This window comes from Polyangiaceae bacterium (genome assembly GCA_016715885.1).
GTDB lineage: Bacteria > Myxococcota_A > Polyangia > Polyangiales > Polyangiaceae > Polyangium.
The window spans coordinates 809160-833454 of sequence record JADJXL010000015.1; the positions used below are offsets into that span (position 1 = coordinate 809160).

Sequence of the window (24295 nt, forward strand, 5' to 3'; positions counted from 1 at the left end):
CACCCCATCAATCGATCATGCCAGCCGCTTCGAGCATGTTGTAGGTCGCAAGTCCCCCGGACAACGTTTTCGCTCGGAACCCATGCTGCAACAGAAACCGAGTCGCGTAATACGCGCGTTGCCCGACGCCACAACAAATCCAGATATCGCGGTCCTTTGGCAATTCGGTGTGCCGCGTGCGCAGGTCGCCAAGAGGCACATTGATTGCGCGCGGAACATGCCCGGCGGAAAACTCGTGCGGTTCGCGGACATCCAGCACGAAGGCATCGCTTGCAGCAAAATCGTGCCAATTGGCCAGCGGCATGTCGCCATTGAGCACGTTTTGCGCAAGGATGCCGGCCATGTTCACGGGGTCCTTTGCGGCACCGTATTGCGGAGCATAACACAATTCGGCTTCGGCCAAGTCATGCACCGTGGCGCCGAATTGAATTGCCGTCGCAATGACGTCGATGCGTTTTTCGACGCCCTCGCGCCCCACCGCTTGCGCGCCGAGAATGCGTCCGTCGGGCACCGAAAAAAGAAGTTTCAGGTGAATGGGGCTCGAGCCCGGATAATAACCCGCATGGTGACCGGGGTGCAGATACACTTTTTGGTACTTGGTCACCCCCGCACGCCGAAGGCCTTTTTCGCTGGCCCCCGTGGATGCCGCCGTCATCCCCATGACGCCGACGACAGCGGTTGCCTGAACGCCTCGGAATTGCGTGGAACGGCCCGCAATGGATTCGGCAGCCACGCGCCCCTGACGATTCGCCGGCCCCGCGAGCGGTAGCACGACCTCTTGCCCCGTCAGCACATCGCGCACTTCAATCGCATCTCCCACGGCCCAGATGCTCGGATCCGCCGTGCGCATCTGCTCGTCCACCACAATGCCTCCACGTGCCCCGATCGGCAACCCGGCGTCTTTGGCCAATGTCGTCTCCGGACGCACGCCAATGGCGAGAATGACGATATCGGCCTGCAAGCGCGCGCCGCTTTCGGTGACGACGACCAAAGCACCTCCCGCGGATGACTCGATCCCTGCCAAACCGTCATTCATATGGAGCTTGATGCCGTGCTCCTCGAGCTCCATCATGAGCGGCGCCGCCATTTCGGGATCGAGCGGCGGCATCACCTGCGGCAGCTTTTCCAAGAGCGTGACGGCCAATTTCCGATACGATAGATTCTCGGCCATCTCGAGCCCGATGAATCCACCGCCCACCACGACGGCCGTCTTCGCCTGCCGCTCTTCGAGCCACGAACGAATGCGCCGCGTATCCGGGATGGTCCGCACCGCAAACACGCCCGGCAATTCGATACCCGGCACCGGCGGACGAATGGGGGCAGCCCCGGGCGCGAGCACCAATGCATCGTAACGCTCCGATCGAAGCTCGCCCGAACGCACGTCGCGCACGATGACCGTATGCGTGTCACGATGGATTTTCGTCACCTCCGTTTCCGTTTGGACATCGATGTCGAATCGCGCTTTGAACATCTCGCGGGATGCGACCAGGAGCGCCCGTTCGTCGGCAATGACATTGCCCACATGATAGGGCAAACCGCAATTGGCGAAGGACGCGTAGGGTCCCCGCTCGAATACGACGATTTCGCTGGATTCGTCGAGGCGTCGCAATCGCGCGGCACACGAAGCGCCCCCGGCCACACCGCCAACGATGAGGACACGACGACGGGAAGCGTCGCGCGACGGAATTGTGGATTCATCGGTTTCGATACGCATGCAGGCTCCTGTGAGTGCGGCTCATGGGGCGAAAGAGGTCGCAACGGCACTGCAATAGGCATACCAATGCTCGTGATGCCGCAAGAGCGGCGACCGACCAATGCAAAACCTGCGCGCGATGCGGCAGCAAATGCCCCACGCCCGCATGCTCGACACGCAATTTTTGCATTGGCGCAGAGCAACCTGCTGCTCGGATGACACACCCCGGTGAACGAAGGCATGCCCTCACTCGAGGATTCCCCGGCCAATGGATCGGCGCCCTCCTCCAATCGACACGCAAGGGCCTTTGGAGGCCGAGCGACGTAAGACCGCGCCGCCTATGTTCGATACGAAGAACACTCCTTTAGGGCTTGTTGCCCGGGTCAGCCTTTGGTATAGTTTTTATTGAAGAGTCTGGTCGCTACACGTAATGGTTTTGGAGCTTTGTCAAGGTCGATCGGAATTGTAAGTTTTGGCCCTTGCGCAGGCGGGGGCGAACCACCGTCGCGCCTTTTTCCTGTATTCATGTCGTATCCATCTTGGATGAGCCTTTTCAACGTTTCATGCATCAAGAGGATGACTTCTTTGGGTTGCACGACGCCATCATTCAACAAACGCACGCTCATTTCTTGAGCGTAGAATGCGCTGACAACGGGTGCGCCAAAGTTAAAGTCCAAGGCGTCTGCTCGCTCCGTGTATTCCTCGATGAGCGTATTGACTATCGTGGCATTGGACTTGAAACTACCGAACCCGTCTTTGCGTGTCGTTGTCCACCGAATGTAGTCGCCAAGAGGCTCCGCTTTCCCAGCGCGATCCAACGACGCTTTGCATACGTTGCCCAACTCGTTGCGCCAATGGTCCGTGACCGTCATGATGGGGTCTTCCCGAATTCGATCTGCATGCATCCGAACAGCCCCGTTGACCAAGGCCTGGAACTCCTTGAGTCCGCGTTTCAATTTGTCGAGTCGGTCTCGCCAAAGATTAAATTTTGTATCTCTATTGACCGGCATGGTGTCGACGAGCCCCTCGAGCCGGCTGATTACGCTCGCGAAGTCAAGTTCTGCAGTTTTGTTCGTGGTGACGTCGAAAAAGAACGTAAAGAGGGTGGGCGTTCCATAGAACAGCGGGTACGTGCCGCTCATTTTCTTGCAAAGCTCGTCGTTCGCGGACCGTGCAGAATGCCTGCTCAGCGCAATCGTCACGAGTGCATCCATCAATGCGAATGTGACTTTTTCTTGCATCTCTTTGTTCTGTGGTAGCGACGAGATCCATGGGGTACCCAAGTGAAAGAGCAATATCTTGTGAAAGATGTGGCAATCCATGACCATTTTGCCGACATTCTCCACGGTCGCGTCAGTCAATGCGCTTGGCTTTGTGGTGTAAAAATGGTCACCAATCGCACCTAGCTCTCGCTCGTTCAGTTCACTCAATAGCGTGTCCAAGCTATTCTTGCGAAACGCAAGATTCTTGAGCAATCGATCCATATCGATGTAGGCATCTTGGATGATGGATTTTGCTGTGTTGCCGATGCGCATGCCATTGATTTTCGTCTCGAATTCACCTCGATATGCGCTGACCAGGATCTTGAAACGCAAGATTTCATCGACCCGCGCAGAGTCCCAACCGGGATAAGCCTTTCGAGCGCCGGGCGATAGCATTTTTTGACACTCCTCGAAGTTACTTTTGTAAATCCATGCTCGTTTGTCCCAAGCAATCGCCAGCATGTTGATGTTCTTGTGGTCATCGTCGCTTGCTTTCCTGTCGACCTCCTTTGCGCCAAGCGCCAGTCGCACTTCCCCTTCGTGGCGAGTTCTGAATCCGCCATTGCGGGCAATGTGCGCACCGATGAGGTCAAGCTCCACATTCGCCGCCAAGCTCGAGAGAATGTAACTGGTCAATGCATTCGGACCGCTTAACGACACGTGCTTCAATTGCGTGAGCACTTTGGTGTAGGCCTCAGTCATTGCCTTCTGCGCAGCTTGACCGTTGACGATCTTGTTTACGGCGTCCTCGTCCAGAATGACACTCGTCAATGCAGCTTCCGACCCCGCAAAAGGACGATTGTCACTCGCCTTGATGAGGATATTCGTGGCCTCATTTTCCACATGGCTCGAAAACATGTTTGCTTGCGTGTTTTCGTAGAAGCTGTCGCGCATCCCCGATTGAATTCCATTTTTTTTAAACAAATCGGACTTGAGCAGGATCGTCTTGTTGGTATAGCTACTGGCCGACGTAGAAAAGCCCGAGTATTTCCCCTCGGCGTCGTTGAAGTCGGACAACGTGTTGACCTTGTTGGTTTTAAGGCCCGTCCACGATTCGAGCTTTTGAGCAATCTCGGAGTCTCCACTACGAAATAGCCACGAAGCAGAAGAAAGCGCATTGCCGCGGAAGCTGTCCAAAATGGCCTTCACCATCGGCCCGCCGGGAACGCAATACGCTGCGGCAACCATGACATTGAACATCGTGCTCCAGAAAGCGTTTATGCGATCCGCTTTGAGCTTGTCGACCTTCATGGCCTCCTTCAAGGTGCGGGCCAGCTCATCCGCGTTCTTCGTGCACTCCCCAATCGTCTCGGTGAGGAGTGTGGCCATTTCGGCGGCGATTTGGAGCTCGGCTTCTGTTGCTTTGATTTTGCCCACGTCAGTCCCCTCGGATCAGCGTATAGGTACAATGCGGCCTTGTACGCGTGGAGTCGAAGGGCGGCCAAATTTTCGCTGACATGAGGACACAATTCCCGGTCATGTCCAACAGCCGCACGTTATCTTGCACACACGCGGTGTCGCGCCACTTTTGCTCGATGATTTGTACACGCGACTCAACATCTCCACGAACATTTCCCTGCGACCAACGTTCAATGCGCTGGCGTCGGGAATGCCGCGTGAAACGAGCTTTGCCAAGGATGCGCTCGAGCGCATAGGGAAAACAACCCGTCCATTTCGCTCTTGACGCGTTTACGCCGCCTTGCCCCATCGACCGCGCCTTGTACTCTCGCTAGCATCCAGAACACGCTCTTCGTTGCTTCGTGGTCGTCGACGTTGTCGCATTCGATTTTCCTCGACCTGCGGACACACGTATACCTTGGCGCCAGCCAATACGAGCGCAGGATCACGCGCCTCACCCCCAGCCCCTCTCCAACTACGTTGGAGAGGGGAGAAATCACGCCCGACGCGACTTCGGAAATGGCAGCACGAGCTGCCCCATGGGCACCCGTTTACGTGTCGGAGGCCCGCGCGCCAATAGCCCCGCACGCGCCAAACCTTCCCGTATCGCGTCCGCCGTCAGCGCAACCTGTCGCCATTTCATGCGCCCAGCACACGCGGGGCAAACATTGACATCCACTGCAAACACATGTCGCAAGAGCCACGCCCAAGGTTTGCGGCGTGCATGGGTCGGCTCTGCTTCGTCTTTGCGGAAAAAATCCTCAAAGAGCGGCAATTGCACGGGGGCCGGCTTGGATACGTTTGGCAAGACATACGGCCTCGCCGACGCCACGACTCGCTCGCGCAATGCACTGTTCGGCGCCAATTCTCCGTGAAAGCGGATCATGTGCAACCGCGGTGGCGGCACCATTGCACAGATTCGTGCAATCAATTCGTGCGGATCCAGCGTCACGAAGCGCGTCCCATCACGCCAAACCTTTTTCATTTCGTACCGCAAGACGTCACCGTCTTCGGTCAATCGCTCCGTCGCTATCGGAGGCCTCGCCAAATAACGGCACATGCGTTCCACTCGCTTGCGGTCGCGACCATCGATCGCGTCCCCCGCATAAACGTTGAAGCCCTGCACCACGACAGCACATTCACCCTTGCCCATTCGAGGTGGATCCACGCGGCGTGTCTTCGGAGTCCGAGCCGCCACTTCGTAACACGCTCCAAGGGCCGAATCGATAACGCTACCCTCGTCACCATTCAATAAGCCTTCGATTGTCCTGCCCTTCTTCTCCAATATCCCCAGCACCCGTTTCGCCTCGATACGCGCGCGAAACGATGACCAATGCTCGCTCACCACCCGATACAGAACGCTCTCCTCCGGCCGATGCCGCTCGTAACGATAACCCTCGTGATTCGCATGACGCTGGATCGCAAGCATGCGCGCGCGTCATGCGTGCACCATGCCAAACCGTTTTTCTCACCTTTTCTCGAAGGTTTTACCCGTCAGTCCTCGGCGAATGCCTGGCGGCCGCCATGGCGGAGGGTGGCGGCCGCCAGACGATTGGCTCACGAACCGTCGGCTCGCTGTCGAGCACTGGGCCAACCCCCCGGGCGAGCAGACGTATTCCAAACCGCGATCCCCTGCGGCCATCCTTCCCAGCTCGAAGCGTTTCCCCTACGCTACGCCGCATGTCCCGCATCGCGGTCGTCTTCCCTCCGATTCGCGTCTCGCGCGACTTCATCGACTACCCGTACTTCGCAGACGTCGGCGCCGTGCAAGCCGCAGCGGTCCTTCGCGCCGCCGGTCACCAAGTGCACCTCGTCGATGCGCTCGCCATGCCGGGCGCAACACTCACGCCCGACGACGCATCGCAGGTTTGTCTCGGCGCTCCGCTCGATGACGTGATCGCTCGCATCGATGCAGACACCGACGCGGTGCTCGTCGCCTACACGCCGTTCCATCGGCCTCCGTCGCGTGATCCGCTCCTCGCCGACCTATTCGTACGACTTCGTAAGGTTCGTTCTGACCGTCCGATTGTCCTGGCTGACCTCTACCAAAGTGGTCAACACGTCGTCGACGCGCCCTCGTCCGAAGTCCTCGCCGCGTACCCCGAAGTCACGGCGCTCGTGCGCTACGAGGCCGAAGGCGAGCTCGCTGCGCTCTTCGAACGGCTCGTGCGCGAAGGTGCACCGCAAGCGCCCTTCGTCGTGAATGGTTTGGACCCCAAGCATCTCGATGAGCTGCCGCTGCCCGCGTGGGACTTGGTCGACATGCCCGCGTACTTCGCGTTTCACGAAGCCGTCGTGCAAGGTCTCGGGCGGCCTGCATGGGCGTTTCCGATCGGTGGAGCGAGTGCACCGGTCTTGACGAGTCGCGGTTGCCCGTATCGATGCGTGCACTGCTCGTCGAACCCGACGTCGCGTACCGATGGAGACCTGGACAAACCGAAGACGCAACGACGTTATTCAGCAGCGTATCTCGACAAACTCTTCGGGATGTTGCGTGAACGAGGTGTGCGGCGTGTGCACCTGCTCGACGAGCTCGTGAACGTGAACGAACGGCACTTCGATGCCGTGGTGGAGCTGCTCGAGAAACACGACTTGTCGTTCGAGATTCCGAACGGCGTGCGCGCGGATTACGTGCTCGATCGGCACATCGCCGCGATGAAGGGTCGGATGACGACGCTGAGCGTGAGCGCCGAGAGCGGTGTGCAGCGCGTGGTGGACGAAGTCGTCGACAAGCAGCTCGACCTCGGCGCGATCCGCACGGTGGCGGGCTTGGCGAAAGAAGCGGGCCTGCCGCTGCTCGTGCATTTCATGATCGGTTTGCCCGGAGAAACTCGGAAGGAGATCAACGGGACGCTCGAGTTTGCCCTGGAACTTCACGAGCAAGCGGACGTGATTCCGAGCGTGCAATTTGCAACTCCGCTGCCGGGCACGAGGCTCGGGGCGATGGCCATGCGAGCGAAGCGAGCGCTGCCCGTCGTATCGGATTGGGGGCCGCGATTTCAGCAAGAGCCGACGATCGAGACGGATGCATTTTCATTGGACGAGCTGCGCAAGTTCAAGTGGACGTTCGATCGGCGCATCGAGGCATCGGCGGGGCCGAAAAAGGTGATCATGAACGTCACCTACAAGTGCAACAATCGGTGCACGTTTTGCGCTACGGGCACGCGCACTCAATTCGACGGTAATTACGAACGGCAACGCGAATTGCTCGTGAAATATCGCAAGCTGGGCGTTACGTTGCTCGATTTCGACGGCGGCGAACCAACGCTCAACCCCAATCTTTTGCGACTCGTCGAGTTTGCCAAGCGGATTGGGTACGAGCGGATCAACGTGACCACGAATGCGCGGATGGCGAGTTACGCGGACTTTGCGGAAAAACTCGTACATTCCGGGGTAACGTCGCTTCTGACGAGCATTCACGGGCCGGATGCGCAGACGCACGCGCAAAATGTGGGCGTGGCCGAAGCATTCGATCAAACGTGCGCGGGGGTGCGTAATTTCGTGCGTCTTGCGGTGCCCGGCGTGGAGCTCGGGGCGAACATTACGATTACGAAATCGAATCACAAAAAACTCGAAGCCACGACGGCTATGATTTACGACCTTGGTTTGCGTTGGTTCAACATTCAATTCTTGACGCCATTCGGTCGCGCGACGAATTCGGTTTGTCCTGATACAACCGTGGCTGCGCAAGAAACGATGCGCGTCATCGACAAGTGGAAAGATCGCATCAAGTTTCAGGTCATCAATTTGCCGTTTTGCTTCATGCCGGGATACGAAGAATATCTCATGGGCGACATGCTCAAGCTCGAGCGGCACATGCTCTTCGTGAACAACGAAGAAGTGAATTTGTTCGAATATTTGCGTGAGCGACGGGTGAAAAAGCCCGTATGCGAATCGTGCCCGCACGCGATTTTCTGCGGCGGTTTTTATGAATTGGACGACGTCCCGGAGCCGACGTGGCTCGTGCGTCCGGAGGATCTGGTCCGCCCGATAGCGCCGGAAGTGCCGCGGGCATACTAAATCAGGCTCGACCTCCCGCGCTCTGTGCTATAAGGGACCCTGATGGGCAAGCCGAGTTATGACGAACGGACGCTGGCGGCATATTTTCAGCCGCTCGACGCTATCGTCTGGGAAGATCCGCTCGTCCGTCCGGTTTTGGAAAGTCTAGCGGAAACCGATCCAGACCTGCTTGCAGCGGTGGCTGACGTTGATCGGTCGCAGATAAGGCAATGTCTCGATCGGACGCCTGCCGAACGTCTTGCTACGGCAGCCGCTCATTGGCGCGGATTGTCGAGGTGGCGTCTTGTCGGTCCGTGAATCCATCGACGCCATTGTGCACGAGCTTCATGCTGCGGGTGTCGAATTCATCATAGTTGGCGCGACGGCGGCGGTCATGGTCGGCACTCCCATCCTGACGCAAGACGTCGATATCGTACCCCGAAGAACTCTGGAGAACGCTCAACGGCTTCATGAATGGTTGCTCGCACACGGAGCTTATCATCGTCTCGATCTGGCAAATCGACGCTTGCCGCCCACACGCGATGTGCTCATGGGTCACGGGCACGTCAATCTTCAAATCGACTTGGGGATGCTGGATATCCTTTGCGAGCTCGAAACTGGGCAAGGTTATGAAGAATTGCTCGCCGATACGGTCCTCGTGGATATCGGCGACGGCAAGCTCGTTCGCGTCTTGAGTTTGTCGAGGCTAATTGCCGCAAAGGCACACGCAGGCCGGCCCAAGGACCGAGCTGTCTTACCAGTCCTCATGGCAACGCTCGACGAGCAGAAGCGGCGTGGCTCATCTGGATGAATCCAGCGCCGCTCTTGCCGAGCCTGCCTCTGCTCACGGCGACACGACGAGCTCGCCGAAAAGCGCCGATGCGTACCGATCGTCCATGTCGATGGCATCGCTCTGCGCATCGCGGTCGATGGGATTGATTCCGCAATAAGCGACGCTGGCCAGGTGCCTCCACCGACCGGCTCGTTCGGGTTCGTCCGGAAGAACAGGCGTCGTGCAAGTAAAACACCCGATCGTCGGATATCCCATGGCATGCAGCGGATTGACGACGATGTGCGGGTCGGCGGCGATCATTGCATCGAGCTTTTCGCGCGTCACGTCCGCGAGCGGATGGACGCGCAAGGCATTCATTTCGGTATCGATGTCGAACACGCGTGTTTTGCTACGAGCGCCGCCTTCTTCGCGACGAAGTGCGCTGACGAGCGCGTCGTAGCGCCCTTTTTGCGCGAGCAGCGGTTGGCGTTTACGCAGCGAGCAGCAGCGCTCTTGGCCTTCGCGGGTCATGTAGAGCAGGCCCTCTTCGGCCGTTTGCTGAGCGAACGAACGATATGGGAAACGCGTAATGATGCGCAAGTGCGTGTGCGTGCGAGCGAGCTCGTCGCGCGTGGCCAGGGTTTCTCGATGCATGACGCCCGAGTCGACGAAGAGGACGTCGAAGTCGAGCGCTTCGCGGTCGGCAAGGCGGCAGAGCAAAGATCCGGCGCGCTGCATGCCCGAGAGGATGGCGCTGCGCGACCCGAAGACGCGGTGAACGAAGCGAAGGATGTCGATGGGTTCGGCGTTCGCGAACCGCTCGTTCAAGGCATCGAGACTCTCGATGGAGATGCGCATGGCAGACGTGCTAGCACATCTTGCGTGCCCGTCGGCAGATGTGCGCCTTGTGCGATGGTGTGGATCAAGTCGCTTGCATTCACGTGGTTTTGCGCCTAAGGAATCGCCGCACCCATGCCCACTTCTCCCTCGGTAAGCCAAGCTTCGGGCCGGCTCGTCCATGACCTGGGACGGCGGCGATTTCTCTTCGTGACGGGCAAAGGCGGCGTCGGAAAAACGACGTTTTCTGCAGCTCTTGCGGTGGCGCTCGCCCGCGAGGGCAAGCGGGTGCTCGTGGCCTTGTGCAATACGAAAGAACGACTTTCCGCGGTCATGGGAACGAAGCCCATTGGGGACGATATCGTTCCGGTCGCGGAAAATGTGTGGGGCGTGAACATTTCGCCGGAAAAGGCGCTGTTCGAATATGGCGCGATGGTGCTCAAGGTGCGCGCCGTGGCGCACGCGGTCTTCGAGAACAAATACACGAGCGCTTTTTTTCGAGCAGTTCCGGGCCTTTATGAATGGGCGATGCTCGGCAAAGCCTGGTTTCATACGACGGAAACGCGCGACGATGGCAAACCGCGTTTCGACATCGTGCTGCTCGATGCGCCCGCGACAGGGCACGGCATCGACATGCTGCGCGTGCCCAAAGTCATTCTCGATGTCGTGCCTCCAGGCGTTTTGCGGCGTGATGCCGAAGCTGCTTGGGCGATGTTTCGCGACCCGCAACAAAGTGGCGTCGTGGTCGTGACCCTACCGGAAGAAATGCCCACGCAAGAAACGCTCGATCTCGTGACGACCATCGACCGCGAGCTTTCGCTGCCCGTATTGCGCCTGGTGATCAATGGTGTATTGCCGCCACTGTTTTCGCCTGAGGAGCGCGAGCGATTGGCGGCCTTGTCGGACCTTTTGTCCATCGATGCGCCCGATCGTACGCAAAATGCGCCCGAATGTGCGCTCGTGGCAGGAGCGCGGCGCGCGGTGCGCGAACGAGTCCAGGCGGAAAGTTTGGAGAGGCTCGCCAAAGAATCGACCTTGCCGCAAATGAAGCTGCCGTATCTCTTCGATGAAGCGTCGACCGCACAAGGCACGCGAATGCTCGCATCCTTGCTGTAGCGAATTCAGCCCATCGGATATCAAGGCTCGCAAATGTTGTCAGGCGAGCAGTCATTACTGATGGATTGGCATTGGTGCACGACGCTCCAAGGCATGCCGGGCATTTCGATTCACCACAATCGATGTCCACTGCGTCGCTTGCAATCGAAAGCCTCCTCTCCTCGGCGTTGCGTAAAGAATCTCCCCGCTCTCGCCGCCAACCCGGTATCATTGCGGTTTCCCCTCATGAGCGTGCACGATGAATCCTGCTGAGAACCGAGCTGTCGACATGGCCGCGGCGTCTCTAGCCGCGACGACATCGAACGAGTCTTGGGGCATTCCGGGCATCGAACCTGGCACCGTCCTCAAACATTACGAAATCATCCGGCAGCTCGGTGCGGGTGGAATGGGCATCGTATTCCTCGCCCGCGACACGCGTCTCGGGCGCCTGGTCGCCGTCAAGTTTCTCCTCGATGTCAGCGGTCCCGCGGTGCAACGTTTTCTCACCGAGGCCCGGACGACCGCCGAATGCCGACATGAAAACATCGTCGTCATTTATGATGTGGACGAGGTGCATGGTTATCCCTACATGGTCCTCGAATACATCGACGGTCGCACGCTTCGCGCCGTCATGACCGAGCACGAACGCTCGGTCGGTGCAGAGCTCATTGCGAGCTGGGCGGTCGAGCTCGTTCTCCCCGTCGTGAAAGCGCTTGCGTGTGCCCACGAAATGGGCATCGTTCACCGCGACCTGAAACCCGAAAACATTCTTTTGACCAATACTGGATTCGTCAAGGTCCTTGATTTTGGCATCGCCAAAAGAGTCTCCAGTGCGCTCGCTTCGACGATACAAGCTGCTCGGGCTGGGCACATCGAAGGTGGGAATCAGACGCAGGACGGATTGCTGGTCGGCACCATGCCGTACATGTCTCCCGAGCAATGGCAGGGAGACGAAATCGATGCGCGCACCGACATTTGGGCGGTCGGCGTCATTCTTTTCGAAATGCTCGTAGGCGAGCATCCGCTCGCGCCAGCGTCATTACCACAGCTCCTGACCGTGGTGGATCTCGACGTGCCGATGCCAAGTGCACGTGCAGCGCGTCCGGACGCGGGACTTCTGGGCGACGTCATCGACCATTGCTTGAAGAAACGTAAAGCAGAACGAATTGCTACGGCACGCGCGCTGCTCGACGAGCTTCAAGCGCTCGGTCATGACGGTCCTGCGGCGAGCATCGCCAAAGACGAGAGCCCATTTGCCGGTCTCGCGGCTTTTCAAGAATCGGATGCGTCACGGTTCTTTGGGCGTGAAAATGACGTCGCGGCGGTCATTGGTAAACTTCGCAATCAACCGCTCGTTGCCATCGCTGGGCCATCGGGGGCTGGCAAGTCTTCGTTCATTCGAGCGGGTGTCATTCCGGCGCTGAAACGATCGGCGCAACGTGTGGAGACGTTCGTCGTTCGTCCTGGGCGACGCCCGCTCGCGGCGCTTGCGGATGTCCTTGCATTCCTTGCGGACACGGCTGCAAAAACGGATACGAATGCCGAAATCGATCCCGAAACAGTCGCTTCCATGTTGCGCACACAGCCTGGGTATTTCGGCGCGCGGCTTCGTGCGCGTTGTCGAAGGCGGGCGGGCGAACATCGCATTCTCATCGTCGTGGATCAGCTCGAAGAATTGTATACACTCGGCATCGATTCCGAGGAGCGAGCGGCATTCTATGCTTGCATCGAAGGCGTCGCGGACGATGCAGCGTCCCCCCTTCGAGTCATCGTCACGATCCGCGCAGATTTTCTCGATCGGCTCGCGGGTGACCGTCGTTTCATGGCCGAAGTCACGCAGGGGTTGGTCTTTTTGCCGCCCATGGGGCGGGATGGTTTGCGAGATGCATTGACGAGACCGCTCGTCGCATTGAAATATCAATTCGAAGACGAATCGCTCGTGGACGAAATGGTCGACAGCCTCGACGGGACACGTTGTCCATTACCGCTTTTGCAATTCACCGCCACCAAGCTTTGGGAGGCACGTGATCGGCAAAGGCGGCTCTTGACGCGTGACGCGTATCGATCCGTGGGCGGCGTCGCTGGTGCACTTTCGACGCATGCCGACGCCGTACTTTCAGGCCTGACGTTGCCCGAGCAGCGGCTTGCGCGTTCGGTGTTCATAAGGCTGGTTACTCCCGAGCGCACACGTGCCATCGTGCGAATGGACGAGCTCGTCACGCTCGATGACGAAGGCAGTCTCGTGGAGCAGGTGGTCCACCGCCTTGCAGGTGCGCGCCTTTTGTTGATCGAGGCGGGCGACGATCAAATGGGCAAGACCGTCGAATTGGCGCACGAGTCGCTGATCGAGCGATGGGTGCGGTTCCGGCAATGGCTCGACGAAGACGAGCACGACGCGCAATTTTTGACACAATTGCGCACGGCCGCCCAGCAATGGCAAAAAAACGGCGAACCGGATGGGCTTTTGTGGCGTGATCGAGCTGCGCTGGAGGCGGGGCATTGGCTCGCGCGACGCCGTGCAGAGCGGGGCGCAGAGGCCACGAGTGGGCTTGGCAAAGGCGAGCTGCGGTATCTCCAAGCGGTCATTACATTGGCGGAACGAATGCGCCGATGGAGAATGCTCGTCGCGGCTGTCGTCATCGGAGCGCTCGCAGTCATTGCCGTCGCCGTGTCGGTGCTGGCATTTCATGCACACGGACAGGCATTGCGCGCCAACGAGCAGGCTCGGCGCGCGGATGACCAAGCCAAACATGCGCAGCAAGAAGCTCGGCAAGCTCGTAATGCCACGCGTATGGCCGCTGCGCGCGAAATGCAACACGATCCCACGAGCGTCCTCGCGGTCCTGCGCGAAGCCGAAGAGCCGGACGTACCGCGGGGATGGTCCGAATTGACTCGATGGGCCCTTTATGCAGGAGTCGCACGGAGCGTCCTCAGCCACCCCGATGGAGTGGCGTATGCAGCATGGAGCCCCGATGGCCAAACCATCGTAACCGCCTCGCGAGACAACAAAGTGCGCTCGTGGAATGCCAATGGAATGGCCGAACCCACGATGCTTCGAGGTCACGAGAATCACGTCTGGTCCGCGGCATTCAGCCCCGATGGCAAGTTTGTCGCGAGCGCATCATCCGACAAAACCGCCCTCGTGCAGAGGGCCGATGGCACGGGCGAGCCCGTGATTCTTCGAGGTCATACGGACGTCGTTTGGACGGCCATGTTCGATCCAGGCGGCCAGCATGTCCTCACGGCATCCTTGGATCGCACTGCGCGTATTTGGAAAACCAATGGCTCGGGCGAACCAGTGATTCTGCGGGGTCATGCGGGAGGCATTCGCTCGGCGGCTTTCAGCCCCGATGGCAAGCACATCGTGACCGCATCATTCGACAAAACCGCGCGCGTGTGGACTGTCGATGGCACCAAACAACCCGTGATTCTTCTTGGTCACGCGGACGTCGTATCCTGGGCGTCATGGAGCCCCGATGGCAAGCGCATCGTCACGGCATCTTGGGATAGGACGATTCGCGTGTGGGACGCCGAGGGCACGGGCAAACCATTGATCATCCATGCTCACGACGACCGGATCCATTCGGCTTTTTTCAGCCCCGACGGGCGACGCATCCTCACGGCGTCGCAGGACAAAACCGTAAGACTTTGGAATGCCCATGGCGCCCGTGAACCATTGATTCTTCGAGGTCATGACGACTTCGTCTGGTCCGCGGAATTTACGAACGACGGCAAGCGTATCGTCACGGCGTCGACGGATACCACGGCGCGTGTCTATGAAGTCGACGGTACCGGCGACCCAAAAATCCTGCGCGGTCACGACGAAGCCGTCGTCGCGGTGGCAATTCATCCTAGCGGCAAACGCATCGCGTCTGCTTCGTACGACAAAACCGCGCGACTGTGGGATGAAAGCGGCGCGGGCGAACCCTTGGTATTTCGCGGTCACGAAGGACCGCTCGCGTCGGTTGCATTCAGCCCGAGCGGCGAGCGTATGGTCACCGCCTCGTATGATTCCAGCGCGCGCGTATGGAACGTGAATGGGCAAGACAAACCCATCGTCCTCGAAGGGCACACCAATGCGGTCCGATCCGCCGCATTCGTCGATGAGCAACGAATCGTCACGGCCTCGCACGATGGAACGGCGCGGGTATGGAACGCTGATGGGACCGGCAATCCACTCGTGCTCCGCGGTCATACGGATCAGGTCGTCGCCGTCGCCGTCGATCCAAGCAAAGAACGTTTGATCACGACATCGATGGACGGGACCGCAAGGTTATCGCGCGTCGACGGTACGGGCGAGTCCGTCGTGTTTCGAGGTCACGAAGGCCCGATCTGGTCTGCAGCATGGAGCCCCGACGGAAAACGTGTCGCCACCGGATCTCACGACAAAACGACGCGTATCTGGAGCGCCGATGGGTCCAGCGCGCCCATCGTGCTGCGTGGTCATGAGCATTGGGTCTTGTCCGTCGCCTGGAGCCCCGATGGAAAGCGCATCGTCACCGCATCGCAGGACAAGACCGTGAGGGTCTGGAATGCGGACGGTACAGGCATGCTCCTGGTGCTTCGCGGCAATGCCGCCTTCAATCATGCGTCCTGGACCCCTGACGGCAATAGCATCGTCGCCAGCTCGGACGACAAGACCATTTCGATATGGTCCGATCTCGAGCCTGTCCACGGTATTTTGGATGCGAGGTTATGGAAGGCGACGACCTATTGCATGCCCATCGATCGTCGAATCAAGATCCTCGGCCTGCCGAGCGACGTCGCGGAGGCAAGTCGAGACGCGTGTCGAGCTCGAGTCGGCAAGGTTTGGCAGGGAGAGGCACGCTGACCACAACGCTCGAGCTGCTTTGCTGAATCCGTACGCGGGCAAAGGCGGCGTGGGAAAGACGACGTATTCTGCTCGCATCATTGCTGTAGCGAATTCAGCCCAACGAATATCAAGGCTCGCAAATGTTGTCAGGCGAGCAGTCACTGCTCAGACATTCCGAATCCTCGGCACACGGTTGACCTAGCTTGAGCTTGCAAGAACCATTGAATCCGCAAGCTTTGGTCACATCGCAAACGCCCGGGTCCTCTTGGCCCGAGGGTAGATTCGAACACAAGCCTTCCTTGCCCGTCAAATTGCAGGCCTTGCAAGCGGTATTGCAAGACGTATCACAACATACGCCGTCGACGCAATTATTCGTCGGGCAATCGCTTCCAACGGCACAAGGTATTCCAGCGCACGGCGCACATTTCGATCCACCACAATCGACCCCCGTTTCGTTGCCGTTCTGGATGCCATCGCTGCACGAAGCGCATTTATTGTCCACACAAGAAGCGTTGCTACCAGAGCAGTCGCTGTTTTTGACGCAATCGACGCATGAACCCAAGCCATCGCACACTTGATCGTTGTTGCATTGCAAACCCGCCTGCACGAAACCCGAAATGCAAGCGCCGTTCATGCATGCCATCGTTTCGCAAAGCTTGACATCCGGGCAATCCGCGACGCTCGAACAGAGGCCTGGCATGTGCGCGCCATCGCCCGAGCTGGAACTGGGCGTTCCATTGCTTTCGCCCCCGCTTCCGCCGCCGCCTTGTGGCGTGGTGGTCAACGTCAAGCAGCCAGCAGCCAGGGCCAAGCCCATCATGCCGATGGACAGGATCACGACCCTCGTTCCGCGCTCGCACAACATATCGTCCTCCGTATTCAGTCGTCAGACGATACCGCACGACCGCAGGAGCCGATACGGGGCCCGCAGCATTTTGCGCGAAGACAAAAAAAGAACGCCTACTCAACGGCGGGGGGGGGAACCGGAGCAGGCGCTCGACCATTCTCTAGAGCAACCCGTGGGCCAACGTCGAGCTCACGTCATTTCGATATGTTGGAACGGCCCTCCACCTGGGAGCATTGCATTTGTGCAAGGGAAGGGCGACGTGGACTTTCATGTCTGTACGGGGAAGTCACGAGGATGACTTCGCCCAATTCAGTCCATGGCGCGTCGGAGGAACGTAGCCATTTGTCCGCGCGTCACGAAATTGGCAGGGCAGTAGAGTTTTTTGACTGCATCGCAGCCGCTCGTGATGCTTGCCGCGCCGAGCGCATTGATGTTGGCTTGGTGAATCGATTCGCCATCATCGACGAAGAGATCCGTTTGAGACGCTGGTAATTTGAAGGCTTTGGTGAGGAACGTGGCCATTTCGGCTCGAGTGACTTCTTTGGTCGGGCAAAATTCGGTGCCGGCAACATTGCAGCCGCCCGTGATGCCCGCCGCAGCAATGGAATTGATGGCCGCTTCGTAGGGCGAACCATTGTCGTCCGAAAACCGCTCGGGACCGGCGGGTAGTTTCAGCGCGTTCGTGAGAAATGCGGCCATTTGTCCGCGCGTCACGGAATCGTTTGGACAATAGTTGCCATTGCCGCAACCATTCACGAATCCCTGTTTGGCGAGCCAATCGATGTCGGCCTGGAATGGTGAGCTGCAGATGTCTGCAAACGATGCCGTGCAAGCCGGTTCATTCAATGGCATGTTGCACGTTGCACCGATGGGAAACCCATTGGCTGGCGACTTGCGCATGCGCGATTCCGTGCCCGGTCCCCAAATGCCATCTTCCGCAATCTTGTCGTTCGGATTGTTGCGGTTCCACAGTTTTTGAAACGCGAGCACGTCGAGACCTCGATGATCCACCGCGCCCGATCCAATGTAATCGAAATGCCATGGATCGCTGGAACCAAGCCATCGAAAGCCATTGGCTTCGAGCGCCCCGCGCCATGCCGAATATTCTTGGATGTCGATGGCCATCCCGGTTTCATGGTTCGACAAACCAGGTTTGGCGGCGAGCGAAATGCCGCACCGACCCGTTTGGTACCAATTGTAGAGCAAATATTGTTGCGCCGCGGTGCGAAGCATTGAATTGATCGTGATCGCTCGGCTCGGATTCGCCTTCATGACCGCTTCGAGTTTGTCTCGGGCGGGCTTTTGAATGTTCAGAAAAACCGCCGAACCGGCAGAGCCATTTGCGCCCAGCGTGAGGGGCGCAAATGCGCCGGGTGTGATGCAATTGCTTTCCGCGATGATTTGATACGAAAGCCCTTTGACGCTCACGGTGCCACAAGAAGTCGCCGCGGCATTGGCAACGGTACCACCAGAAAAACCTTCGGCGAATTGGCCAATCCCCTCGTCATGGCCTTCGGAATCGCCCAACTGCTCGACATCTTCGGTCCCCGTGCCATCGGCCATACAGCCGACGAGAGCGAAGACGGAAATGAAGGGAGTCAAGTAGCGCGTCGCGAGCTCGTACATTGTTTGGTCCATGGTATCATGGTCTCCAAGCAATCTTCTTGCCAATGCTCGAAGCCGTGTTTTGCCGTCGATCGAATGGTCCATGATTGCCCTGGTGGGTCGACTGGGGTGATACATGCATGATCCAGTTGGTCCCATCGTGACCGGCCTTGGTCTTGACAACGAGTCCCGAAAGGGGCCTCATGAGATGATGTCCTCTGTCAATCACCTGCTCCTCGATGGTCGTGCTTTGCTCGATGCAGATCGGCTCCTCCAAATGCGGATGGGGGATCGTCGTGCAAGTTTCGAGGTGGCATTTCGAGCAGCACCTCCGCATACGGCGTTTCTCGTGGTGGCCGGTATCGAGAGCGCCATCGAAATGCTGGCCGGACCGCTCATCGAAAAGGAGAAAGTCACCGCAGCCCAGGACCTCGTTGGTTTCTCCGACGACCTTGCAAATCGGCTACGTTCGTTCGCTCCAAAAGTCGATCTGGACACGGTTTCGGATGGGACGATCGTATTTCCGGGCGCACCCGTGGCCATGGTCGAAGGGCCGTTTTTCGAGGCATTGCTCACGGCGTCTCTCGTGCGCGCGACGCTTGGACGCGCCACTGCGATTGCGACGCGCACGTGTCGACTGCACATGGCTGCCGAGGGCGATCCCATCATTGATGGATCGAGTGCTCAGATTGCGAACCCCGAGGCGTCATTGTTCATTGCTCGGGCGGCCGTCATCGGTGGGGCAAGTGCCACGACAAACGTGCTCGCGGCGATGACGTTTGGCATTCCATTTCGAGCAACCGCCGGAATTTCGTTCGGAGCGCCTGCCGTTTCGGAGTTGCCTGCGGATACTTGGCGCCCTGCCGAGGAAGAAGAATTGCTCGACATTGGAACGGGTGACGACGAAGAAGCGGTGCTGCTCGAATTGAAGCGTCGAGGTCGGCGAGCTGCGGGTTGGCTTGCTCGGGGACTCGGTGACGCCGAAGCACGCGCGTTGCCCATGCGTTGTGAGCTCGTGGCGCTCGAGCAAGGCGGATCGTGGGCTCCGCCGCCGGTGGGCATGGGTGACGAGGAGAAGCCGAGGCCTGGGCGAAAGCTGGTCGCTCGGTATTCCGATGGCGATGGGCGGCTCGTCGCGGACATCGTGCACTTGATGGCCGAGCGCATGCGATCGCCCAAGGAATTCGGCGCTGTGACGCTCACGCCGCTGGCCCAGCCGCGCTTGCGTGAAGGCCGGCCGCTCGAAGCTCCCGAAGCGGCAAACGTGGGTCGCGAACGGTCGATTGCAACGCGTGCGTCGCTTCCCGACAGGGTGACGTACTTGCGAGCTCCTGCCGCGTATCGTGTCGAGGAGTCGGCGGGTGTCGTTGCTCAACGAGAAGGCGCAGCCCGCGCCAAAGAGCGTTTGGCGTCGCTCATCTCGTGACCCGCGCGCATGACTAACGCGCCGGCTCGACTTCGGTTACGATGCCGAACCGAAGGAGCCGCTCGCATGCGTTCATCGCACCTCGTTTCATCGCTTTTCACGCTCGCCACGTGCCTCGTTACATCGTCGCTCTTCGCGGCTCCGCCCGACCCACCACCTCTTCCAGCGGCTGACAAACAGCCGGATCCGGTCGAGGTTGCAGCTCCCGTACCGCCCCCGCCGCCGCCTTTGCAACAGCCGCCTGTGCAACCGCCGAATCGCGTGCTCGAGGTGCCTGCGCAGCCACCGCCACCGCCCCCACCGCCACCTCTGCGAAAAGTGGAAGAGGAGCCCGACGACGAACCCGAAGGATGGGCCCAGGGCGACCATTTCGAGTTCACGATGGGATTTTTGGCAGGTCAACGATCGTATTCGAAGACGTCGTTCACGTTCGAAGAAGGAACGGCCGGGGGAATTGGTGGAGGTGGGCTCGTCGCGCCATTCGTCAAACCTCCATTCGACAGTGCGACGGTGCTCGGATTGCGTTACGACGTGCGTTTGGTCATGAGTTTCATTCGCATGACCGTCGGCTTCGACCTGCCTTTTACGACGTACAAAGTGAGCGATTCCACGGCCGCGTACGACGTGAATGGCACGATGCGGCAGGTGACGGTGCAATCGTTATCGGCCAAGGAGCTGCGATTTGGCATCGGCGGAGAATATCCATTCAAAAAAGTTGCGATTTTCGCGGACTTGATTGGAGGCGTGCATTGGGTCGATACGGAGCTCGCCATTGACGGATACAAGGCCGATTACGGGGCGACGAGTTTTGCATTTTCTGGTCGAGCAGGCGTGCGCGCGTACGTCAGAAAATGGTTTTTCGCGACCGCTTCCGGCGAAGTCGGCTTGATTGGCGATTTGCGATGGAATGCAGAAGTCGCGCTAGGGTTTTCCGTGAAGTGAGGTGGAGATTTCTCGCGTGAAATTCCCCCTCTCCACGCAGCGTCACGCAGTGACGCGGAGTTGGAGAGGGGGTTAGGGGGTGAGGCGCGAACTGCGCGCGATCCTCAAGGCGAGATGTTGTAGATGAACACGAAAAACGTGCCGAGCACCACGACGGCGATGCCAATGAGCTTGGGTACGGTCCAGTCGTCGGTCGGTACGTGTTGCGTCGAATCGTTCGCCATGGTGTCTCCAGAGAAGGCTTGCCCGTAGGGCCGCCGAACGACGCATTCGTGCCATCGAACGGCCGGGACGTCAACCCGCCAGACGTGGGCTATTCGGTGTGCGGCATGGAACGCGCCACGAGCACCGAAGACCGAGCACCTCGAACGACCTTCTCCGCGACGCTTCCAAGGGCCACGCGCGAAAGCCCCGTGCGCCCATGCGTCGCGACGACGACGAGATCGGCTTCCATTTGTTCTGCCGTGCGAATGATCGCCGCCGCCGCATCACCCTCGGCAACCCGCGCCTCAGCTTTGACGTCGAGTCGCTCGACGATGGCCGCGAGCGCCGTTTGCGCCCCTTCACGCATCTGCGTGAGAAGCTCCGGCGGCGGAACGATCGGTACGCCCCCAAAAGGCACGGTCAAACCCATAGCGGGCGACGGCAACACGTCCAGGGCGTAGAGCACCACGAGCTCGGCGGAGGCGCGTTTTGCAGCTTCGGCGGCGAGCGAGATGGCGGGCATCGAGAGATCCGAAAGGTCGGTGGCGACGAGGATCTTGTTCGTTTTTTTGTGCGCTCTGGCGATGAACACCGAGCAGTGCGCGTAGCGGGCGATGCGTTCGGCGACGCTCCCCAAAAGCAGCCTTGCGATGCCCGAAAGACCTCGACTCGCGGTGACGATGAGGGTGGCCTTGACGTCTTCGGCGACGCGCAAGATCGCGCTATCGGCAGCGCCACTTTCGATGCGGATTTCAAACTCCTCTGCAGCTCGACCCGTGAGTGCTTCGACGCGATCTTCGACGGCTGCAGCAGCTCGGCTCTCCGCGTGGATCAAAGCTTCCATGTCGGCTTGTACCCGCTGCGGAAAGAGCGGTGATGCGCGCAGAATCTCGTGCACGACGTGGCACACGACGAGCTTGCTGCCCTTGCCATGCGCAAGCTCGTGCGCTGCGCGGATCGCTTCATCGGCAGAGTCGCTCAAATCGGTCGCTACCAGCACTACATCATTCAGGGCCATACGGTCTCCTCGACGCGCCACCTTAGAAGGTCTTGGCGCATCGTTCAACGCGCTCGGGAACGCCGAGCCGACAGCTCAGGCTAACTTCGTCGCGTGCGCTCGATCGTTTCGTCGTCGAGGTGCTGGTAGTTGCCGTGCCAGTAGACGAGCGGTGCATCGCGTCCGTCGCGTACGGCGGATGCGACCACGAGACCGACGTAGATGATGTGATCGCCTGCATCGATGGCGCGATCGACGCGGCAGTCGAGCCAGGCGAGAGCGCTGTCGAGGACGGGAGCGCCCGTGATGGCAGTTCGGCCGATCGCTGCGAGTTTGTCCGAGCGCTCCTCGTCGGTGCCTTTGCCGGCGAAAAACTCCGACAGCTCGCGTTGATCTTCCGCGAGGATGTTTACGGCGAACATGCCGGCGGGCCCCACGGCGATGCCCGAGCGAGCTCGTTTGTCTGCGCAGAACAAGACGAGAGGCGGGTCGAGCGACACCGACGTGAACGAGCTGGCGGTCATGCCGAAAAACGCGCCGTCCTGCGCGGTCGTGACGACGGTCACGCCGGACGCGAACTGCCCGAGGACTTTGCGAAACTCCGCCGCATCGATGGCCATTGCGGCTACTTTAGGGTGGAACGGGTCGGCTGGCGAGGTGGTTGGCGGGAGGAGAAACTCGGACGCGAGGTCGATCGGTCTTTACTGCACCATTCCCACGCGTTGATCACACGGCCGGTCCTTTTCATCCTGGTGCAGTCCCGCAATGCGCAAAGGGCTCACGTCCTTCGATGCAATCGCCGAGCGAACCTTCGACAGAATGAGCGCGTCGAGGTTGCCGCTCGTGTAATCGGTATGCGTTCCCCCGCAGCTCGAACGAGGATCCCCGCCTCCGGTCGATTGCGGACCCGCGCCGCCGCGCAATACGAACATGTGCGTGCCGCCCGTGTATTGCGCGAGCTGCCGAAAGACGACTTGACCGAGCGCGTCCATGCCCGAAGCTGCAATGCTGTAGATTTGAATGCCCGCGTGATTCGCTTCCTGCATGGCACCCACGTATCCCTCGTCATTGGCGTAATCGAGATGCGGGGGCGCATCGCCAACGAGAAACACGAGACGCGCTATCGATTCCGGCTTGAATTTCAGCGTGCGCACCGCGACCCGCACGGCTTCGTTGACGTGTTCGGGCGTGTCTCCACCACCATTGGCTTGCAGGGCAGCGATTCGAGCCTGCAACCCGGCGACGTCCGTCGTCATTTGATGCATGCGCGTCACGAATGCATCGCCGCGATCCCGATATTCGACCAGGCCCACGCGCGGACGAATGCCGACCGTACCGAGCGAGCTTGCCACTTTTTCGAGCGTATCGCGCAGAGCATTGATTTCTTCCGACATCGATCCGGTCGTATCGAGGACGAAGGCGACGTCGATGGTTTGTGCGTCCGGTAAAACTCGATTCGACGGCAATGAAAGGTCCACGATTCCGTCACCCGCCGCAGCCCGGAACGATTGCGCGACCTTGGCGCCTTGGCAATTCGCCGTTGCCGTCAAATCCTGACTGCGAAATCCTTCCGCGCGAGGGAAGAGCAGCGCGCGTCCCGTGCTCGTCGTCGTGAACGTCGTCGTTTTTCCAGACGCATCGCGAACCTCGACATTGCAGCTCGGTACGGGCTTGCCCGCGGCGTCACGCACCACGAGGAACCGCCGCACGGACACGTCGATGCTCGACGCTCCACGGCCTTTTTCCGTCGCGAGCCACCGACCATATTCACGAAAATTCGCGTTGTCGTCCCATTCGCCCGTTCGCACGCCCGAAGGCAATTGCGACGCAGCGCCAGCACTGCTTCCGCCGACGCGCACCGCCCCGACGACTCCGCCCACACGCACGGGCCCGGCGGCCGCATGCGATCCTCCGAGCCGCCCGTGACCGGAACCAAATCCCGAGCCCGTACCCGTTCCAGCGCCGCGCCCGACCGTGCCGACGCTGCCAAGCCCAATGCCTTCGCCTCGTCCGCCGCCACCTTCGCCAACGCCCGACAAACCCAGTCCACCGCTTCCCCAGGCCGATCCGGCCGCATCGAGGGCCTTCGGTGCACTTCCCCAATGCGTTTCCACGGGCGCCGTGAGGGGTTCGTCCGGGCCAGCGACCAGCGCTTCCGGCGCATCCGGAGCTTTCGCCACATCGGTCGTGACGACCGGCGGCTCGAGCGGTTCGTCGAGCGGCTTCGCGGGCTTTTCAGCAGCGAGCGTCACGCTTTTGTGCGTCGATGCGGTATTGGGAGCCGGCTGCGGCGTTGAGCAAGACAGGAGCAGCAGCGATGATGCGCCCAGAACGAACCAAGACGAACGACGTTTCATGATGAGCTGCCTCGCGACGGAAAGGTTTCCATGAGTCGGGAGGGACGA

16 protein-coding genes are annotated in these 24295 nt (G+C 59.7%); 7 read left to right on the forward strand and 9 right to left on the reverse strand.

The genetic code is table 11. From position 1 onward, the window contains the following. Positions 1–7: 7 nt before the first annotated feature. The 3 genes from IPM54_16815 to IPM54_16825 all read right to left on the reverse strand — a co-directional run bounded on the left by IPM54_16815 (position 8) and on the right by IPM54_16825 (position 5782). Positions 8–1714, reverse strand: a complete 1707-nt coding sequence (locus IPM54_16815) for an FAD-dependent oxidoreductase (GenBank protein MBK9261454.1) — start codon at positions 1712–1714, stop codon at positions 8–10. 362 nt (positions 1715–2076) lie between these two features. Beyond that, positions 2077–4332 carry a hypothetical protein gene (locus tag IPM54_16820; GenBank protein MBK9261455.1) on the reverse strand — a complete coding sequence of 752 codons (2256 nt, stop codon included), beginning with the start codon at positions 4330–4332 and terminating at the stop codon, positions 2077–2079. A gap of 517 nt (positions 4333–4849) precedes the next feature. Beyond that, positions 4850–5782, reverse strand: coding sequence for a transposase (locus IPM54_16825; GenBank protein ID MBK9261456.1), 933 nt, complete (start codon positions 5780–5782; stop codon positions 4850–4852). A 251-nt stretch (positions 5783–6033) separates the two neighbouring features. Between IPM54_16825 and IPM54_16830 the strand changes: the two genes are divergently transcribed. Genes IPM54_16830 through IPM54_16840 form a run of 3 tightly spaced genes read left to right on the forward strand, consistent with a single transcriptional unit; the run spans position 6034 to position 9163 of the window. Continuing rightward, positions 6034–8373: a radical SAM protein gene (locus IPM54_16830; GenBank protein ID MBK9261457.1), complete on the forward strand. Its 2340-nt coding sequence runs from the start codon at positions 6034–6036 to the stop codon at positions 8371–8373. A 42-nt stretch (positions 8374–8415) separates the two neighbouring features. Then, a complete protein-coding gene (locus IPM54_16835) occupies positions 8416–8670 on the forward strand; it encodes a hypothetical protein (GenBank protein ID MBK9261458.1) in 255 nt (84 codons plus the stop codon). After that, positions 8657–9163, forward strand: a complete 507-nt coding sequence (locus IPM54_16840) for a nucleotidyltransferase (protein ID MBK9261459.1) — start codon at positions 8657–8659, stop codon at positions 9161–9163. Before IPM54_16835 ends, IPM54_16840 begins: the two co-directional genes overlap by 14 nt. Before the next feature lie 33 nt (positions 9164–9196). Here the strand turns inward: IPM54_16840 and IPM54_16845 are convergent, their stop codons facing one another. Continuing rightward, positions 9197–9982 carry a phosphoadenosine phosphosulfate reductase family protein gene (locus IPM54_16845; GenBank protein MBK9261460.1) on the reverse strand — a complete coding sequence of 262 codons (786 nt, stop codon included), beginning with the start codon at positions 9980–9982 and terminating at the stop codon, positions 9197–9199. Between the two features lie 114 nt (positions 9983–10096). Between IPM54_16845 and IPM54_16850 the strand changes: the two genes are divergently transcribed. Next, positions 10097–11077 carry an ArsA family ATPase gene (locus IPM54_16850; protein MBK9261461.1) on the forward strand — a complete coding sequence of 327 codons (981 nt, stop codon included), beginning with the start codon at positions 10097–10099 and terminating at the stop codon, positions 11075–11077. A gap of 268 nt (positions 11078–11345) precedes the next feature. Beyond that, positions 11346–15887, forward strand: a complete 4542-nt coding sequence (locus IPM54_16855) for a protein kinase (GenBank protein MBK9261462.1) — start codon at positions 11346–11348, stop codon at positions 15885–15887. Positions 15888–15996: 109 nt separating this feature from the next. On the opposite strand, the gene IPM54_16860 is transcribed toward IPM54_16855, so the two are convergent. Both IPM54_16860 and IPM54_16865 read right to left on the reverse strand, forming a co-directional pair. Next, positions 15997–16707, reverse strand: coding sequence for a hypothetical protein (locus IPM54_16860; protein MBK9261463.1), 711 nt, complete (start codon positions 16705–16707; stop codon positions 15997–15999). Between the two features lie 318 nt (positions 16708–17025). Beyond that, a complete protein-coding gene (locus IPM54_16865; protein ID MBK9261464.1) occupies positions 17026–18354 on the reverse strand; it encodes an S-layer homology domain-containing protein in 1329 nt (442 codons plus the stop codon). A 175-nt stretch (positions 18355–18529) separates the two neighbouring features. Between IPM54_16865 and IPM54_16870 the strand changes: the two genes are divergently transcribed. Then, a complete protein-coding gene (locus IPM54_16870) occupies positions 18530–19747 on the forward strand; it encodes a hypothetical protein (GenBank protein MBK9261465.1) in 1218 nt (405 codons plus the stop codon). A gap of 66 nt (positions 19748–19813) precedes the next feature. Next, the gene (locus tag IPM54_16875; protein ID MBK9261466.1) at positions 19814–20689 is read left to right on the forward strand and encodes a hypothetical protein; all 876 of its coding nucleotides are present in this window, start codon (positions 19814–19816) and stop codon (positions 20687–20689) included. Positions 20690–21002: 313 nt separating this feature from the next. Here the strand turns inward: IPM54_16875 and IPM54_16880 are convergent, their stop codons facing one another. From IPM54_16880 to IPM54_16890, 3 genes are all read right to left on the reverse strand, one after another. Beyond that, a complete protein-coding gene (locus IPM54_16880) occupies positions 21003–21911 on the reverse strand; it encodes a universal stress protein (GenBank protein ID MBK9261467.1) in 909 nt (302 codons plus the stop codon). An 80-nt stretch (positions 21912–21991) separates the two neighbouring features. Beyond that, the gene (locus IPM54_16885) at positions 21992–22510 is read right to left on the reverse strand and encodes a flavin reductase family protein (protein MBK9261468.1); all 519 of its coding nucleotides are present in this window, start codon (positions 22508–22510) and stop codon (positions 21992–21994) included. Positions 22511–22591: 81 nt separating this feature from the next. Continuing rightward, a complete protein-coding gene (locus tag IPM54_16890) occupies positions 22592–24247 on the reverse strand; it encodes a VWA domain-containing protein (GenBank protein MBK9261469.1) in 1656 nt (551 codons plus the stop codon). Positions 24248–24295 lie beyond the last annotated feature (48 nt).

Bases quoted from the DNA above. Each gene is read 5' to 3' on its own strand.
- IPM54_16815 (MBK9261454.1), bottom strand. From the start codon at position 1,714: ATGCGTATCGAAACCGATGAATCCACAATTCCGTCGCGCGACGCTTCC.
- IPM54_16825 (MBK9261456.1), bottom strand. From the start codon at position 5,782: ATGCTTGCGATCCAGCGTCATGCGAATCACGAGGGTTATCGTTACGAG.
- IPM54_16830 (MBK9261457.1), top strand. From the start codon at position 6,034: ATGTCCCGCATCGCGGTCGTCTTCCCTCCGATTCGCGTCTCGCGCGAC.
- IPM54_16835 (MBK9261458.1), top strand. From the start codon at position 8,416: ATGGGCAAGCCGAGTTATGACGAACGGACGCTGGCGGCATATTTTCAG.
- IPM54_16845 (MBK9261460.1), bottom strand. From the start codon at position 9,982: ATGCGCATCTCCATCGAGAGTCTCGATGCCTTGAACGAGCGGTTCGCG.
- IPM54_16850 (MBK9261461.1), top strand. From the start codon at position 10,097: ATGCCCACTTCTCCCTCGGTAAGCCAAGCTTCGGGCCGGCTCGTCCAT.
- IPM54_16855 (MBK9261462.1), top strand. From the start codon at position 11,346: ATGGCCGCGGCGTCTCTAGCCGCGACGACATCGAACGAGTCTTGGGGC.
- IPM54_16865 (MBK9261464.1), bottom strand. From the start codon at position 18,354: ATGGACCAAACAATGTACGAGCTCGCGACGCGCTACTTGACTCCCTTC.
- IPM54_16870 (MBK9261465.1), top strand. From the start codon at position 18,530: ATGATGTCCTCTGTCAATCACCTGCTCCTCGATGGTCGTGCTTTGCTC.
- IPM54_16875 (MBK9261466.1), top strand. From the start codon at position 19,814: ATGCGTTCATCGCACCTCGTTTCATCGCTTTTCACGCTCGCCACGTGC.
- IPM54_16880 (MBK9261467.1), bottom strand. From the start codon at position 21,911: ATGGCCCTGAATGATGTAGTGCTGGTAGCGACCGATTTGAGCGACTCT.
- IPM54_16885 (MBK9261468.1), bottom strand. From the start codon at position 22,510: ATGGCCATCGATGCGGCGGAGTTTCGCAAAGTCCTCGGGCAGTTCGCG.
- IPM54_16890 (MBK9261469.1), bottom strand. From the start codon at position 24,247: ATGAAACGTCGTTCGTCTTGGTTCGTTCTGGGCGCATCATCGCTGCTG.